At 36.6% G+C, this 16,374-nt stretch carries 21 protein-coding genes; 18 read left to right on the top strand and 3 right to left on the bottom strand.

Annotation, left to right across the window (positions count from 1 at the left end):
* The first annotated feature begins 172 nt into the window (after positions 1 to 172).
* The 13 genes from IV80_RS04055 (at position 173) to IV80_RS03995 (ending at position 11,348) form a co-directional block, all read left to right on the top strand.
* Complete coding sequence (locus tag IV80_RS04055) at positions 173 to 952, top strand: Cof-type HAD-IIB family hydrolase (RefSeq protein WP_057749880.1); 780 nt, start codon at positions 173 to 175, stop codon at positions 950 to 952.
* 59 nt (positions 953 to 1,011) lie between these two features.
* On the top strand, positions 1,012 to 1,596 hold the full coding sequence (locus IV80_RS04050) for a uracil-DNA glycosylase family protein (protein WP_057749876.1): 585 nt from the start codon (positions 1,012 to 1,014) through the stop codon (positions 1,594 to 1,596).
* 110 nt (positions 1,597 to 1,706) lie between these two features.
* On the top strand, positions 1,707 to 3,530 hold the full coding sequence (locus tag IV80_RS04045; protein WP_236699570.1) for a GGDEF domain-containing protein: 1,824 nt from the start codon (positions 1,707 to 1,709) through the stop codon (positions 3,528 to 3,530).
* A 149-nt stretch (positions 3,531 to 3,679) separates the two neighbouring features.
* The gene (locus IV80_RS04040; RefSeq protein WP_057749871.1) at positions 3,680 to 4,051 is read left to right on the top strand and encodes a hypothetical protein; all 372 of its coding nucleotides are present in this window, start codon (positions 3,680 to 3,682) and stop codon (positions 4,049 to 4,051) included.
* Between the two features lie 3 nt (positions 4,052 to 4,054).
* On the top strand, positions 4,055 to 5,251 hold the full coding sequence (locus IV80_RS04035) for a MucBP domain-containing protein (RefSeq protein ID WP_057749867.1): 1,197 nt from the start codon (positions 4,055 to 4,057) through the stop codon (positions 5,249 to 5,251).
* A gap of 129 nt (positions 5,252 to 5,380) precedes the next feature.
* The gene (locus IV80_RS04030) at positions 5,381 to 6,265 is read left to right on the top strand and encodes a LysR family transcriptional regulator (protein WP_057749864.1); all 885 of its coding nucleotides are present in this window, start codon (positions 5,381 to 5,383) and stop codon (positions 6,263 to 6,265) included.
* A 120-nt stretch (positions 6,266 to 6,385) separates the two neighbouring features.
* Positions 6,386 to 7,009, top strand: coding sequence for a hypothetical protein (locus IV80_RS04025; protein ID WP_057749862.1), 624 nt, complete (start codon positions 6,386 to 6,388; stop codon positions 7,007 to 7,009).
* Positions 7,010 to 7,191: 182 nt separating this feature from the next.
* Complete coding sequence (locus IV80_RS04020; RefSeq protein ID WP_057749859.1) at positions 7,192 to 7,701, top strand: flavodoxin; 510 nt, start codon at positions 7,192 to 7,194, stop codon at positions 7,699 to 7,701.
* A 25-nt stretch (positions 7,702 to 7,726) separates the two neighbouring features.
* Positions 7,727 to 8,470 (top strand): SDR family oxidoreductase, encoded by a 744-nt coding sequence (locus tag IV80_RS04015; protein WP_057749856.1) that lies wholly within the window; start codon positions 7,727 to 7,729, stop codon positions 8,468 to 8,470.
* 42 nt (positions 8,471 to 8,512) lie between these two features.
* On the top strand, positions 8,513 to 8,926 hold the full coding sequence (locus IV80_RS04010; protein WP_057749854.1) for a cupin domain-containing protein: 414 nt from the start codon (positions 8,513 to 8,515) through the stop codon (positions 8,924 to 8,926).
* Positions 8,927 to 8,928: 2 nt separating this feature from the next.
* Positions 8,929 to 9,249, top strand: a complete 321-nt coding sequence (locus IV80_RS04005; protein WP_057749851.1) for a carboxymuconolactone decarboxylase family protein — start codon at positions 8,929 to 8,931, stop codon at positions 9,247 to 9,249.
* Between the two features lie 59 nt (positions 9,250 to 9,308).
* A complete protein-coding gene (locus IV80_RS04000) occupies positions 9,309 to 10,175 on the top strand; it encodes a DUF3737 family protein (protein ID WP_057749848.1) in 867 nt (288 codons plus the stop codon).
* Positions 10,176 to 11,348, top strand: coding sequence for a MalY/PatB family protein (locus IV80_RS03995; protein WP_057749845.1), 1,173 nt, complete (start codon positions 10,176 to 10,178; stop codon positions 11,346 to 11,348).
* A gap of 43 nt (positions 11,349 to 11,391) precedes the next feature.
* Here the strand turns inward: IV80_RS03995 and IV80_RS03990 are convergent, their stop codons facing one another.
* Complete coding sequence (locus IV80_RS03990; protein WP_057749843.1) at positions 11,392 to 11,841, bottom strand: DUF2188 domain-containing protein; 450 nt, start codon at positions 11,839 to 11,841, stop codon at positions 11,392 to 11,394.
* Between the two features lie 337 nt (positions 11,842 to 12,178).
* On the opposite strand from IV80_RS03990, the gene IV80_RS03980 reads away from it, so the two are divergent.
* Both IV80_RS03980 and IV80_RS03975 read left to right on the top strand, forming a co-directional pair.
* Positions 12,179 to 12,382: a hypothetical protein gene (locus IV80_RS03980; RefSeq protein ID WP_057749836.1), complete on the top strand. Its 204-nt coding sequence runs from the start codon at positions 12,179 to 12,181 to the stop codon at positions 12,380 to 12,382.
* 131 nt (positions 12,383 to 12,513) lie between these two features.
* Positions 12,514 to 12,738: a hypothetical protein gene (locus IV80_RS03975; protein WP_057749834.1), complete on the top strand. Its 225-nt coding sequence runs from the start codon at positions 12,514 to 12,516 to the stop codon at positions 12,736 to 12,738.
* A gap of 15 nt (positions 12,739 to 12,753) precedes the next feature.
* Here IV80_RS03975 and IV80_RS03970 read toward each other — a convergent pair whose 3' ends face one another.
* Positions 12,754 to 13,392 (bottom strand): helix-turn-helix domain-containing protein, encoded by a 639-nt coding sequence (locus tag IV80_RS03970; protein WP_057749831.1) that lies wholly within the window; start codon positions 13,390 to 13,392, stop codon positions 12,754 to 12,756.
* 1,018 nt (positions 13,393 to 14,410) lie between these two features.
* Between IV80_RS03970 and IV80_RS03960 the strand changes: the two genes are divergently transcribed.
* The 3 genes from IV80_RS03960 to IV80_RS03950 all read left to right on the top strand — a co-directional run bounded on the left by IV80_RS03960 (position 14,411) and on the right by IV80_RS03950 (position 15,417).
* A complete protein-coding gene (locus IV80_RS03960; protein WP_057749825.1) occupies positions 14,411 to 14,728 on the top strand; it encodes a hypothetical protein in 318 nt (105 codons plus the stop codon).
* A 174-nt stretch (positions 14,729 to 14,902) separates the two neighbouring features.
* Positions 14,903 to 15,103: a hypothetical protein gene (locus tag IV80_RS03955; RefSeq protein ID WP_057749822.1), complete on the top strand. Its 201-nt coding sequence runs from the start codon at positions 14,903 to 14,905 to the stop codon at positions 15,101 to 15,103.
* Positions 15,103 to 15,417, top strand: coding sequence for a hypothetical protein (locus tag IV80_RS03950; protein ID WP_057749819.1), 315 nt, complete (start codon positions 15,103 to 15,105; stop codon positions 15,415 to 15,417). Before IV80_RS03955 ends, IV80_RS03950 begins: the two co-directional genes overlap by 1 nt.
* Before the next feature lie 185 nt (positions 15,418 to 15,602).
* Here the strand turns inward: IV80_RS03950 and IV80_RS03945 are convergent, their stop codons facing one another.
* The gene (locus IV80_RS03945; RefSeq protein ID WP_057749815.1) at positions 15,603 to 16,241 is read right to left on the bottom strand and encodes a helix-turn-helix domain-containing protein; all 639 of its coding nucleotides are present in this window, start codon (positions 16,239 to 16,241) and stop codon (positions 15,603 to 15,605) included.
* Positions 16,242 to 16,374: the final 133 nt, after the last annotated feature.

The raw sequence follows: 16,374 nt of genomic DNA, 5'->3' as shown, positions 1-16,374 counted from the left end.
TTCATTTATTTTTGGGTGTTTTTTATTTTATTCTGGTTAATTTGAAAAGTCGTTGAATTATTTGCGTAGAGGGCGTATATTTTAATTACAGCGCTTTTAGAAAAGCCTTACAATGGCTTTGCAGAGCGTGTTTTTAAACTATAGATCTGAAAATCAAAGAGGAAAATTGCAAATGGAAAACTATCGTGGGATCGTCTTTTTTGACTTGGATAACACGTTACTAAATGTTCATCATGGTGTAGATGAAGATGTCTTGTTGGCAATTCAAACGTTGAAGCGTCGTCACATTTTACCTGTGATTGCCACTGGTCGTTCTGCCGGGATTATGACGGACATTTTGACATTGACAGGCATTAATTCAATTGTGGCTTTAAACGGGCAGTATGTGGCATTAAATGGGCACAAAGTGTACGCCCAAAGTGTGCCAAAACAACTTTTGCAACGACTCATTGCTTATTCGGATGCGCATGGGATTGCCCTTTCGCTATATGATGCCTATGACGAATGGGCAACGGGAATTAATGCAGCCATGAAGGCGGGGTATCAGATTTTACATTTGCCGTTACCTACAATTGATAGGGAGCGTTACGAAAAAAATCCAGTTTATATGATTATTGCATTGACTGATGATTTAAATGAAGACGCCATTTTAAAGGCAGAGTTTCCCGAATTTGATTTTTATCGGAACGCGAATTTTGCGATTGACATGGTATTAAAGGGTATCAGCAAGCAAACGGGCATCGCACAAGCCTTAAAAGCCATTGGGCAAGCTAATGTGCCAACCTATGCCTTTGGCGATGGCCCAAATGACATTGCGTTAATGCAAGCTGTAGATCACGGTGTCGCAATGGCAAATGGCGTTGATGCGACAAAGGAAGCAGCTGAATTTGTGACAACAGATTTTCGTGATCACGGTGTTGTTAACGGGCTTAAGCATTTTAACCTCATTTAAGTTGTTAAAGCGCTGTGCTAAGATAAGAAAGTAAGATAATTTGAGTGGAGGATGGATTTATGCAAACGGCGACCGCAATTTTTAAAGCTATTCAAGCCGATCCGCAAAACAAAAAATTTACGGAGCAGCATATCCAGCCCCTCTATCATATTTATCAGGCAGCTGAAATTCTAATCATTAGTCAAGCTCCCAGCAGAAAAGCCCAAGCCTCAATGGTATTTTGGAATGATCCGAGTGGCGATCGGCTACGAAGCTGGATGGGGTTGTCTAAAGATGAGTTTTACCATTCCGGAAAAATAGCAGTCATGCCGTTAGATTTCTATTATCCAGGAAAGGGACCACATGGTGATTTGCCACCACGAAAAGGATTTGCAGAGAAGTGGCACAAACCATTGTTGAACTTAATGCCCAAGCTACAGTTGAAACTTTTAATTGGACAATATGCACAGCAATATTATCTCCAAACACGACGAAAAAAGACACTTACAGAAACAGTTCGTCACTACCAAGATTATTTGCCTGAGTATTTTCCGCTAGTTCATCCTTCACCATTAAACTATGGGTGGATGCATCGTAATACTTGGTTTGAAGAAACCATCGTCCCTGATTTGCAGCAGCATGTGAGGACGATTATGGCGGAGTGACAAGAATGGTGAAGTTCACTGAAGTTAAAACAAATGGTGAATGTTTTGTCGTGTCGGCATTCTGAAAAAGTATAAAAAGTTATTAGATATTGGGGGAAAAGCAAGTGCATATGAATATGGGAGTTGTGACTGCGGGGGCATGGATTGCGCAATTATCAGTAGCAATCTTTTTTATTGTCGGTTTCGTTGAGATATACATGTCCGTTTGGCACATCGCATTTAGAAAATTACATACCACCCAATCTAGGCGCATGGTTGACCGAATTATGCTAATCGTGCTTAGTGTTGGGGTGAGTTCCTTATTGCATTTTGCGGGTTATGAAGGTGGCATTAATGCCATGCTGTACCACAATGTGGGCCTTTTTATTTTGACATTCTCATTAATGGATGCCGATATTAATGCAGTGGAGTATGCGATTCGTGGTTTTGCGGTCGTGATTATTTGGATGATGCACCATGTGGGTGACTTAACCTCAGGACGTTTTTTGTTTTCGATGGTTTTTCTATTTACAATCTTGGTTGTAATCCGCTATCGTCATAAAACAATTAATAAAAATTTCGTTGAAAATATTTTAGTTTACACCCTCATTGGCCTAAATTTTTGGTTAACACTTCCAGCAGAATCAGCTGGGATGCTGGTAAGTATTCCCGTTGCAACTGAAGGCATTCTGATGTTTATCTTGATGACTTTGTTTACTTGGCGACAATGTCACGTGGTGGTTCGAAATAATCAAATTTCTCACATTGCCAATTACGATACGATGACAGGAGTTAAGAACTTTACAGCCTACAACCATGAAATTTTTAATGCCGTTGGTGTTGCCAGAACGAACCAGCAACCTCTTTCTTTGGCAGAATTTGATGTGGATCACTTCAAACAGATTAATGATACTTATGGGCATTTGGCTGGCAACCTCGTATTAACAGGTGTTTCCATGACTGTTCAGAAAATTTTGAAACAGTATAGCCACGATTATCAGCTGTATCGCACAGGCGGTGAGGAATTTGCCATGAGTTTTCCGAATAGCTCTGCAAAAGAAATCATACCGGTTTTGATTCATTGTTGGCAGGCAGTGCGTGAACAGACTTTTACTTACAACACAGACAAAATTAAAGTGACTATTTCGATTGGAATGTCTAGTTTACGTCCCGGGGATAAATCAGTAGATGATCTGTACAAACGGGCAGACGATTCGCTATATAATAGTAAACGTTTTGGGCGAGACACAATTACGGTTGATGGTAAGGAACAAAAAATTATTAGTGATACACATCACAATACTTTTGCTTACTTTGTACAAAGTATCTATGATGTGAAGTCTGGAAATACGCACATTGCGAATGAATTAACACTGCGTTGTTACAATCATAAAAAAGGAAAATGGGAGAAGCCTGACCGGGCTTATTTGAATATTGATGAGCGATTAAAGTTGATTGGTCAAGCACTGATAAATAGTGATTGTAAGAAAATTGTCATTTCCTTATCAACAGCTGAATTTTTGGATTTAAAAGTCGCTAAAAAGATCATTGAATTTCGTAAAGGCGTCGATGGCCCTGAGAAATTAGTTATCGAACTTGACCAAGTTCCAACCCTAGAGGAACTGAAACGCTCAATTGCAATTTATCATCAAGGCGGTATTAAGGTCATGCTGAGCCAAGTAGGTCGTAACCGACATTTTGAGCGTGTAAGTCCTGCCCTGGAATATATTGATGGAATTAAGTTAACCCTTAAAGGGCTGCGTGATAAACAAAGTAGTGAATTTTTAAAAGACAATATCCAATTTTGGGGAAGAATTGCTGATAAATGGCACATTGATTTTATTTTAGATGGTGTTTTAACTCAGCAAGAAGCCCAATTTGTCCCGACGCAATCATTTGTGACGTATGTTGAAGGAAATTATTTTGATCAGTCCCATTTACCAATTGGATCTTAACTTATAAATGTCATTTTCAGAGATGAAAATGGCATTTTTGTTAAAAAGTTTCCACTGTTAACAAAATACTTGTATCCACCCGGAAAAGTGCTATTATTTAGGCAATAAAGCGTTTTCAATTTTGAAAACGTGAAAAAAAGGGTGATATTATGGGCAGTAAAAAGAGTCATGGATTCAAAAATATAAGCTTTTTAGAAATAAGCGTTCTGTTCCTTACAAGCTTGGTTATGATTTTTGGCTTGACCAATCCGACGGTGGTGCAAGCGGACAGTGGAGAGTCACCAATCAGCAAGGCAAGCAGTGTAAGTTCAACTGCTGAAGTTAAGGAGACTGACGCCAGTTCGTCGACTTCAGAAACACAAAAAGCAGTTCAGACGGCTAAAACGTCGCAGTCAGACACGCCAAATGCAGTGTCTGAGTCGACAAGGAGTTCATCTACGACTTCTCAAAAAGTTAACGTAAATCAGTCTTCCAAAAGGGTTTCTGATCAAAAGGTTTCTGAACAACCAGCAGAAACGTGACCAGTGCAAAAAAGTGCCAAATTGACCACACACTATTATTTAACAGGAACTCGAAAGCAATTAGCGAGCGACCAAATCCAAAATATAGCTGTTAATACAAAGTTTACAGCACCAGTTAAAGCACTTACCGGATACAAGTTAAATAAAAACGCTAGTCAGAATGTAACAGGAGTTATGGGAGATACCGATCAAATTAGCAGTTACTTTTATCTGGCTAAGACTGAAAAAATGAAGGTAAATTATTGGTTGTCTCTTGAGGATGAAGAATTTTTACTGGATACACAGATTGTTAAGGGGAAGTATGGGACCAAATATCAAGTGAAACCCGTTGATTTAGTAGATGCAGGTCTTTATTGGATCATAGATGATCAACGAATGCCACAAAATGCAACTGGCTATTTTAAAGAAAAGAATCAGTCTGTGAACTATTATTATTTGTCGGATACAGCAAAAGATGTGGTACATTCTGATGGATCAGAAACTTTTGTTGTTCTTGCCGCTAACGGAAAAATTGGTAGTATTGATCAAACTTATGATGAAGGTGAGGAACTCGACTTTGAGCATGATCAATTTAATAAACCGGTATACGACCTCTACTGGGAAAATGAAGATGGGGATGGAGAATACTGTGAAGTTAATTTTGGGAGTCAGTTATCCTTAAAGCATTCTAAATATATCTATGAGGTTCAGGTTGACCAGTTGGGCGGTGTCAAAATTGCACGTTTAGTAAACAATCAAGCTTTGGATTTTTCTGTTTTGAATGTGTCAAATACCGGCAATATTGCCGCATATGTTTCAGAAAAATTAGCAAATTTACAATATGCCAAGGCTAATGGTGTCCTAGTTTTTGTCCGACAAAACCCAGAGCGAGTTTTTCTGTTTACACATAATGAGTTGTATCTTATTAATCAAGGACAGTTAGAAAATTATGCTGTGAATGCCAAGTTCTACAATGTCTTATTGCAGGCGATGACGGTAGCCACTACAAGTAAAGGCCAAAATAATTTGCTAGCAAACGCTACCGACAAAAAGGTCTCAACTGTAAAAGCCAGTGCCTTAAAACAGGATGATGAAGCGTTACCCCAGCTTGATGAGTCTCATGTTGAAAATTATTTAATATTACTTGGATTCATGATGTTAGGATTCGCATTATTACTTATCTTGATTTCAGTAAAGGATAGTAAAAAAATTAATTTTTAAAAGTAGAAAATTAAGAATCACCTGCGGCATTTTGTGTTGTAGGTGATTTTTTTGATGACAATGTGAGTTTTTAATGGCTGATGTATAATTAAATCATTAAATATGTGTCAAATTAAGGGAGGGATATCAATGGAACTGCGCTTATTACGTTACTTTTGGACAGTAGCTGACCTCGGCAATATTTCCCAGGCAGCTGAACAGCTTCATATTACCCAACCCACATTAAGCAGGCAGATTCGTGAATTAGAAACGGAATTAGGTTCGCCGCTGTTTACCCGTGAAAAAAATCATTTGGAATTGACTGAAGCTGGATTGTTTTTAAAAAGTCGTGCGAGTGAAATTTTAGATTTAACACAAGCTACTCAACAAGCATTTGTGGATCGACGCCGGCAACTATTTAGTGGCCATATCCGGATTGGTTGTGTTGAAGCTGATAATTCAGATACTATGGCTATGATGCTTGAAGAGTTTATTCGTGATTATCCGGAAGTCACTTTTACCGTTCTAACGGGAACCAGTGATGATATTATCGATCGGTTAGACAAAGGACTAGTTGATTTAGCTATTTTGTTGGAACCAATCAATACAGATAAATATCACACCTTAACGCTGCCACGAACGGAACGTTGGGGGCTGTTAGTGGCACAAAATTCATTTTTGGCGGTCAAACCAGCCATCACACCTGATGATTTGAGCGGAATTCCACTCATGATGGGCGCCCGTTCAGAAATTCATCAGTTACTTTCGGACTGGACGGGAGAGCCAAATGATAATTTAAATGTGATTGGTTATTTTAATTTACATTATAATATTCTCCCGCTAGTTGAACGTCAAATTGCTGCCGCGTTAGTCATTGAAGGCGCAACAATTGATAGCAATATCCGTAAAATCAAGTTTATTCCGCTACAGCCAGAAATGAAGACAAATTGTGTCTTAGCATGGCGAAAAAATCGCGTTTTATCGCCAGTGGTTTCAGAACTAGTAAAACGATTTAAGCAGGCCTTTACAAAATAGAAATTAGGTCATAAATCTTTTATAGGTTGGCCAATTTTGCAAAGGTCTATAAGTGTTTGACTTTTAATAATGATGAGCCTATAGTGGAGGCGTTTTGAAGATGAATTAGGGGGGGAAAGTATGAAAAAATCAATAACTTTAATAGCTTTAGTAACTTTATTGTTTTTGGGTGTTTCAGGTGGATCAACGCACGCAAAGACCATCAGTACTTTACGTAGAATTGAGACAACGTATAACGCTTCTAAAAAGGCTGTTACCTTTAGTGGCACGGTTTCATCAAAGAAAACAACGCGTGTTACTTTGGTTTATAACAACGGAAAAAAGACAGTTGTCAATGTTAAAAAGGGCGCCTTTAAAGTAGCTAAAAAGTTCCGTGGCTACAAGACCTTTTCACTTTACGGTACTAATAAGAAAAGTCAGCGCACGACAAGAGTTTATAAATTAACTTCTGCCAAATATGCGACAGCGACACCAACGATCTTAAAAATTGATCATAGTGCCAAAAATGGGACGGTTGTTGTGAATGTGAAGGCGCCAAAGCAAAGTCAAATTCAGATTTATAATGCTAAAAAGAACATTGCTAATGTAAAAAGTAATGGTAAAACACAAACATTGAAGCTAAAGAGTTATAAAGGTAAAACGATTCATTTTCGTTTAAATGCTAAGCAGCGTCATTTAAAGACCAGTAAAGACGTTTATACACCAAAAATTAAACAAGGTATTATTTATCAAGTTAGCTATTAATAATGAAATAGCGGTAAAAAGTATGTTCACACGGTGAGCATACTTTTTTATTGGCCAATTTTCTTGTCTATGCCTGTAAAGCATGAATGACGTTTATTTAAGCATTAGACGCAATGTAATAAGGAGGGTAACATAACCTTTGTAATCAAGAAGACATAACTGATGAATGGAGATGGATGGAGATGTCGGTTATCGTATATTTTTCTCACCAAGGAGAAACTTTATTAGAAGGTCGGCATCAACAAGTTTCATTTGGCAATACAGAAGTTGTGGCAAAAACGATTGCGAAGAAGCTTAACTATGATTTGGTGAAGTTAATCCCTGAAGAGCCGTATGCAGTAGATTATCAAACAACTTTATCACGTGCAAAAATAGAGTTGCGGGATAAAAGTTTACCGAGGATTTCCTTAATCAAACATGATTTTCAGACTGATGATGAAATTTTCTTGGGTTATCCCATTTGGTGGGGAACTTTACCAATGGTGATGAGATCTTTTTTGAAGCAGGTAGATCTTAGTGAAAAAAAACTATATCCGTTTTGTACACATGAGGGAAGCGGTTTTGGTCGTAGCCTACAAGATTTAGGCAAATTATTACCAGAAACTGAAATTCAAAAAGGTTTGGCAATTCGTGGATCACGTGTGACTTGTGCACAATGTGCGATTGATAATTGGTTATGTCAGAAGGCTTAGATAAATAAATTAGGAGGTCATGAAAATGGCAATAAAAGATAAGGTAATTGTAATCACAGGAGCATCAAGTGGTATCGGCGAAGCAACGGCAAAACTAGTAGCTAAAAATGGTGCAAAGGTTGTGTTAGGTGCGCGTCGTGAAGGCCGTTTACAAGAAATTGTAAAAGATATTGAAGCTGATGGTGGTCAAGCCGCATACAGTGTGACAGATGTGCGCAATCCGGATGAGGTTCAGGCTTTAGTTGATTTAGCAAAATCAAAGTTTGGTGGGTTAGACGTTATCTTCAACAATGCCGGGATTATGCCGAACTCTCCGATTAGTGAACTACGTACTAAGGATTGGAATGATATGGTTGACATCAATCTCAAAGGTGTTTTGAATGGCGTTGCCGCAGTTATGCCAACCTTTACGAGACAAAAACATGGACAGATCATTACCACCTCATCTGTAGCTGGAATTAAGAGTTTCACTGGTTCTGGCGTTTATGGTGCCACAAAGTTTGCCGTTCGCAATCTCATGGAAGTTCTTCGAATGGAAAGTGCGCAAGAAGGAACCAATATCCGAACTGTTTCACTTTATCCAGCGGCAATCAATACTGAATTATTAGGCTCAATTACTGATCAAAAGGTCGCTAACGATATGGGTGAATTCTACAAACAAGTTGGTATTACACCAGATGCTGTGGCACGTGTTGTGAACTTTGCGATCGATCAACCCGAATCAGTGAACGTAAATGAATTTACCATTTACCCGACTAAACAGGCTTAGGTTCAATGAAGTTAAATTAAACAAACAAGGAGGATTTTTAAGATGGCAAAGAATGAAGAAGCAGTTAAAAATGGTATTTTCAAAATGGGTGACAAGAACGTCGCTTATCAACAATTTTTCCAAGGCCAAAGTTACTTAAATAATTTGGTTGGTGAAAAAGATATTAATGTGGGTGTCGGTAATGTTACCTTTGAGCCAGGTTGCCGAAACAACTGGCATATTCATCACGATGGTTACCAAATTTTGTTGGTGACTGGCGGCGAAGGTTGGTATCAAGAAGAAGGCAAACCAGCACGTAAATTGCACCCTGGCGATGTGGTTGTTACACATGATGGCGTTAAACATTGGCATGGGGCTACTAAAGATAGTTGGTTCTCACATGTAGCCATTACGGCCGGCACACCAGAATGGCTGGAACCAGTTTCTGATGAAGAATATAACGCATTGGAGGACTAGAAATGGCTAAAAAACAAACTGCAGGACGTGATAATTTAGGTGACTTTGCACCCAAGTTTGCGGAATTAAATGATGATGTCTTATTTGGAGAGGTTTGGTCTCGGGAAGATAAGTTATCTGCACGTGATCGTAGTATGATTACGTGTGCAGCATTGATGGGACAAGGATTGTTTCCACAATTAGAATCTCACATGAAGATTGCCAAACAAAATGGCGTTACAAAAGACGAAATGGTGGAACTTGTGACGCATCTTGCCTTTTATGCAGGTTGGCCAAAGGCATGGTCCGCATTTGGATTGGCGAAGAAAATTTATGCCGACTAATTAATGAAGGCCTAGGGAAACCTAAGCTTTTTTGTATTGTTTTCAGAGAAGGAGAAAATATGACAGAATATAAAGATCAGTATTTCGAAGGGGAACGTCCCTTATTTGCAGAAAAAGATGCAACTATTGTGCGGACTACTTTTGGTGAGGGTGAGTCACCACTAAAAGAGAGTCGTCATATTGAGATGCAAGATTCCATTTTTAAATGGAAGTATCCGTTATGGTACAGCAAACAGGTTAAGGTGGACCATACAATTTTTGAAACAATGTCACGTTCGGGCATTTGGTATACCGATGATATTTCGATCACGAATAGTACGTTACAGGCGCCTAAGTTGTTTCGTCGTAGTCATCGTATTGCTTTGAAGAATGATCATTTTTCCGATGCAGAAGAAACGTTGTGGAATTGTTCTGATATTCGAATTGAAAATGTTCAAGCAAAAGGTGATTACTTTGGCATGAACAGCGATAATATTTATGTGGATCATTTAGATTTAATCGGTAACTACGCGTTTGATGGTGCCAAAAATATTGAGGTTCATAACTCAACGTTGGTCAGCAAGGACGCTTTTTGGAATTGTGAGAACGTCACAGTTTATGATTCAGTGATCAACGGGGAATACTTGGCGTGGAATACCAAGAATATTACCTTAATAAATTGTACGATCGAAAGTGATCAAGGGCTGTGTTACATTGATCATTTGGTGATGAAGAATTGTCGATTACTAGAAACTGATTTAGCCTTTGAGTATTGTCGTGATATTGATGCTGATATTCATTCTCATATTAGCAGTGTAAAGAATCCAATTAGTGGTACAATTCATGCAGAGTCAATTGGTGAAATGATTTTGGATCCCACTAAGATTGATCCAGACCAAACAACGATCGTGACAAATAAAGGTATTTCCAAAAAGAGGTCAGCATAAATGGGTGAATTTGATCAATTAATTTCTCGCCGAGGTACAGATTCTATCAAGTGGCACGTTAAAGATGGCGAATTACCAATGTGGATTGCGGATATGGATTTTAAAACAGCACCAGCGATCTTGAAAGCCATGCGTGAAAAAGTAGATTTTGGTGTTTTTGGTTATGAGGAACCACAAGCAGATTACTTTAATGCTGTAGCCAGTTGGTATGAAACGGAACATCAGGCACGGCCGAAAACGGATTGGATGTTGTATTGTACGGGTGTGGTGCCCGCCATTTCTTCGGTTGTGCAACGTGTGAGTCACGTTGGCGATAACGTGGTTGTTCAGGCACCAGTATATGATATTTTCTATCATTCGATTGAAAATAACGGACGCCATGTCTTATCTAGCGATTTGGTTTATGATCAGCAAACTCACAGTTACGCGATTGATTTTGTAGATTTAGAAAAGAAGTTAGCTGAGCCATTAACTACGCTAATGATTTTATGTAATCCACATAATCCAATTGGTAAAGCATGGTCACGAGACGACTTGATTCAGATTAGTACCCTATGCAAAAAACATCACGTGATTTTATTGAGTGATGAAATTCATGGGGATTTAGTTTTTGGAAAACCCACGTATACACCGCTGTTCTCATTACCAGATGATTTGATTCAACATACCATTACCACCGTCTCCCCAAGTAAAAGTTTTAACGTGGCTGCTTTGCATGCAGCAACAGTGATTGTCCCCAATGAAAACTTGCGTGAATCGGTGAGTCGTGGCATCAACAACGACGAACTGGGTGAACCTAATCTATTGGCGATTCCAGCGACCATTGCAGCGTATACGCAAAGTGCGGATTGGCTGCATGCCTTAAAAGCTAAACTGGTTGAAAATCGGAAAGTTGTGGATCAGTTTGTTTCAGATGAATTATCTGAAGTTCAATTGGTGTCAGAAAACGCGACTTATTTACTCTGGTTTGATGTCAGTCAGATCACTGATGACGCTGAAAATTTAACCAAATTTATTCGCGAACAAACCGGGCTATTTCTATCAGACGGAACGGTTTATCGTGGTAATGGACGTTATTTCTTACGCATGAACATTGCATGTCCAACTGAGATGGTTGAAGATGGATTGCGAAGATTGAAACAAGGCATTACAAAATTTGAAGCACAAAAATGAAAAATGGATCAATTCTGAATTTCAGGATTGGTTCATTTTTTGTCTAGCGGGGATGAATTTCATCCTGCAAGTTGCCATTCTTTTTATAAACTTTGACAGCAGCATCTTTATTTCGCACAATTTCACGAGCGCGTTTAAGGGCTGCTTCTTTAGTAGAAAAACTTTCACTAGCATGCTTGGCTCCGTCAGCTTCAACTTGCCACTTATCATTTTCGTAATAAACTAATTCGTTGGCATTTAGTAAACGGGAATGTCTCTGGTCTGTTTTATGTGGATCATGTTTTGTGGGATTGGACTCAGCTTTGAACTTGGCCCTTTCTTTAGAACTTGCGTTAGCATACCAGCGTTCGGCTTGTTTCATGGCAATTGGAATAGCACGATCATCTGGATAACCATCAGCAAGTAAGGCGTTGGCAATGTCCACGGCCTTTTTGCGTTCGAGTTCTTTCATATTTCTCATTGAATCGGGGTAATCTTGCATATCCCAAGGCATCGGAAGACCTCCTCAAACTTTTAAACAGTGACTAGCTATAGTTAATATTATATAGGTGACAAACTGAAGTTTAAAAATGTTTGCTCAGAAAAAACAGACATTTTATTTTTCAAAACTGAACTTCAATTCTGTTACTAAATCTAGAATTAAAAGGCTCAATAATGGAGACATACAGTATTTTGCAAGTCTCGCAAACACAGACAGAAAAGATGAGTTATCTGAAATGTTTGGTGCTAATATAACAGTTGAAAAGAAGGCCTTCTTTTTATGTTGATAAAAGATGAAAGTAACTAGTTAGATATATTGGATGATTTTTTGATTTAGGGGGATGACTATAATGAATATTGAAAAATTAATGGGGGTTGTATTTTTATTGGTCGCGGTTTGGCAATTTTATGCATTTGCTCGTGGTTTTAAGACTTTACGTACTAAATCAAACAAGAGTACAACAGCTTTTTCAATTGCTGGTACTTGGTATGGGTTGCTCTTTGGTATACTTTTTCTTGGGTTTGGTATGACTTTAGTATTAAATGGATTTTAAACAAAAATATTAATTCAAAAATAGCTGAGAGTTGTAATCTGATTCTCAGCTGTTTTAACTATTGTAGCGTAAAACTTTGAAGATTAAATTCAGAGTATGATTGACCTAACAAATTATTGGAGACGGCAGAGATGAATTCAGAAAATGTAATGGGTCTTATATTTATTTTACTAGCCATTTGGCAATTCAATGCTTTTGGTAAAGCATTTAAGGAATTTCGAAAACACGCAAATAGAAGCACTACTGTTTTTTCCATTTACGGATTTTGGTCAGGACTACTTTATGCATTAATATTTTTAGGGTTTGGAATTGCCCTTATGTTTAACGAGTTAACGGCATTGCTCAGTGGATTATAGTTATTTGTGATTCATTTAATTTTGATTTATAGTTTTCTTTAGTGAATCGCGACCGAAAACTACAATCATGAGACCAAGAGTCATTAATAAAATAAGAGTAAACTTTCCCAGCATAAAGCCTGCAACATAACCCACTTCACCGTTTGATATTTTAGATATGAAATTGTAATTAGCAAAATTTAGGATAACGTGTACGAAAAAAATAAGAATGAAACTCAAGCTGATTTTAATTGCGTATCGAGGATGTTGCAGTTTTTTCCAATTATCATAATAAGACATAAAAATTATGATGTTTATAGCAAGTAGTACGGGAATCAATAGAAAATGAATCCCCGCAATTCTGAAGAATTCCACGTAGCTTAAAAGCCACATAATGAAGTTCAAAATATACGCGCGTTTGGCAACTGTGCGAATCTGAAGACTCTTTTTTTCTTGTTCTTTATAGTAACTTAATACACGATCATCTCGCAGCAACAAATCTAGTGAAACACCGTACAGATCACTTAGTTTCACAAAACTATTGACGTCAGGATAACTACGACCGTTCTCCCAACCAGAGATGGTTTTTCGTGAAACATGTAACGTTTCTGCTACTTGGGCTTGTGTTAAGGATTTATTTATACGGCACTGTTTCAACTTATCTGATATTTCCATTCTATAATCTCCCTAACATTAGTTTACTACATAATAGAAAAAGTCAATAAAAGATACGGTGCATGTGTTGTCTTAATTTATAAGCCACCTATGTCTTGATTACTCAGCTTGAAAGATTCGTTTTTCTGTTTAAAGTTAAAAGTATTTAAAGTAATTTGAAAAATTAAACAATTGAGGGTGAGTTATAAATTGATTTTTTTCGAAGTACCGATGAAGTACCGATAACAAGATTTTTGGTAGTGGGGGAGTAATCTGATAAAGTTGGTAATTCGGACAAAGAAATAGAGGCAAGTTAATTAATGATTGAAATTATTGAAATATTAGTAAGTTTATTTGAATTTTAGGCATTCTACAAAGGTGTAAAAGAAGTTAAACTTTCTAGCAACAAAATAAGTACAACCTATACAATGTTTGCGTTATGGCTGGGTTTATTATTTGGCGTTGCGGTATTGTTACTTTCAATTGCGGCTTTATTAGGAGATTGAAGTTCAATTATAGCTTGATTTTAGCTTGAAAATGCGAATTCTTCTAAACGTTATCTGTGGGCTAAACAGTGAGCTAGAAATTACAAAACTAATCAGAGTCCGTAGTAAAGATTAGTTTTGTAAAACATTTACATTTATTAAGTAAATTTTTGGGGAGAAATTATGAAACGATTAAAGTTGAAGATCATACTGGCTATTCTCTTATATGCGTTAGTAGTCCTAGGAACCTTTACAGATATAGCTTATCCGATTCCGACAATTGTGATGTATATATTGGTGTTTGTGTTTGGAACAGTAGTTGTGTTGAGGGAATCTAATCGAATTTACAAATATTCACTTTATCCTGCCCTAACATACGCAATTACACAGGTGCTTTTAATTTTGTACGAGCCTCAACAGATGAGTATGGTATTTGATAATCTTTATTTTTTATTGCTTATGTTTCTATACAGTTTATTTTTAGGATTCCATAAAAGAAAATAGTGAGTTTTCAATTTGAGATAGTCATAAGAAGTTGCATTGAGGTAGTTAATATGAATAAACAACAAAAAATACAGGGTGATCTAAATATATTTAGAACGCGATTGGGAATGTTAGAAAATACCAATGAAAAACAAAGAGCAATAGAAGCTACCAATGATTTCTTAGGCGCAATTTCTAAACACGAGGTGAGTGATCTTGTCCTCAATGCTAAGGGGAAGATGTTTATTAAAGAAATCACTATTTTAAGAGGTATTTCTACGCATAAAATTGATTTGGATACTCAATCTGTTGCTTTATTTGAAGAGATTCGTGATTTGATTCCAGCAGCTTATAACGAAGTGAATACTATACTTATGCCCTGGGGATGAGTTAAAGATAGAGGGTAACCAAGTTACAATATATTAACACAACTATGCAATGTAAAATCTAGGTTAAAAATGTAGAGATTTTTTTAAAAAAATAAAAAACAAATTTTAATTTACAGTTTAATTAGGTTGAAGGAATAAGTGTTTTGCTTAATGTTGAAATAATGGGGATATATTATGAAAAATTATAAGGAGCTTGACGTTACAAAATTACAGAAAATTTTTGGCAGCATTAAATGGCATTCTGAACTTGTTGATGGGTTAAAATGTACAAAAGGCGGACTGAGCAAGAAAAAATGTCATGTTAAAGTAGGCCGAGCCGGCAACCAAACTAATAGCCAGGAGACTAAAGCATTGATTAGTGATGGTCAAAGATAATGGGAGCCCCAGTTAATCAAGAAATTATTTCAAAATTAATTACTTTTAAAAAAGCGCTAGCTGTACAAAAATCATCTGAAAGTGTTCAGAAAGCTGTTAATTTAACAACTATTGAAATTAATGAGTTGAATAATTCAAAATTAAATAATAGAAATATCTCTATTTCGGCAGAAAAATATATGCAACAAATAAATCTTTTGATTGGTTTTCATGGACTTAATTTGAATAAAAATGCTGAGGATGCTTGGAATGATTTTAAACTATTAGTACCACGTAGAAGATCGTTCATTAATGAAATGTCCTTTCATTTTTAAATTGTGGTGTTGTACATTTAAAAGTTTAGTTCTGAGCATTTTGAATTAGATCAGTTTTATGTTAGGTACTGCAACTCAGATAGTTGAAGGATTCAGCCTGAAATTTGTTTGACTTACGAATAAATATGCTTATTTAGCTTGTGATTATAAATTCATGTTTTGAAAGCTGTAACGTTTGAACAGTTTTATTTGATGTTTTCATAATTATGTAACGCATCTCTGAAGAAAATAATTATTGTTAGACTAAAACTTATGAGAGAATTTAAAATAAGTCTACCTAACATCATGCCTGTTATAAAATTAATATCGTTATTATTCATTTGGTATACAAAGCCTGAGCTTAGTAGATTCAGTAAAACATTTATTCCAAAAATAATTATGAAACTAAAAGTAACCGTAAGACGATAAGCGTTGTTGCTAAATTTGTACCAGTTTTCATAATGAGAAATAAAAATTGCTATGTTAATAAGAAGAAATAAAGGTATAAGTAAAGAATGAAGACCGGCAATTCTGAAAAGCTCTATATAACTAAGTCCAAGCATTACGATATTAAAAACGTAAGAATATTTAGCTATCTTGTGAATTTGAATATTTCTCTTATTCTGCTTTTTATAATATTTTAATACCTTGTCATCACGTAACAAAGAATCGAGTGAAACTTTGTATAGATCACTTAATTGCACAAAACTATTTACATCTGGATAACTGCGACCATTTTCCCATCCGGAAACTGTTTTTCGTGATACATGTAGAATTTTTGCCACTTGTGACTGTGTTAAAGAATTGCTCAATCGACATTTTTTTAGTTTTTTAGATATTTTCAATCAAAAATCCCTCCCAAAAATTGGTAACGTTGTTACGGTTTAGAATCACTAAATTAGTATACTATAAACTTTTTAAACAATACGTTTTTGTTTAGTATACAACAACCAAACTCAGTAGGCTCAGCAAACAGAG

It is taken from the genome of Pediococcus cellicola (assembly GCF_001438655.1).
Classification (GTDB): Bacteria; Bacillota; Bacilli; order Lactobacillales; family Lactobacillaceae; genus Pediococcus; species Pediococcus cellicola.
The sequence above is the reverse complement of the archived record's forward strand: the minus strand, read 5'-3'. Positions and strand labels throughout refer to the sequence as shown.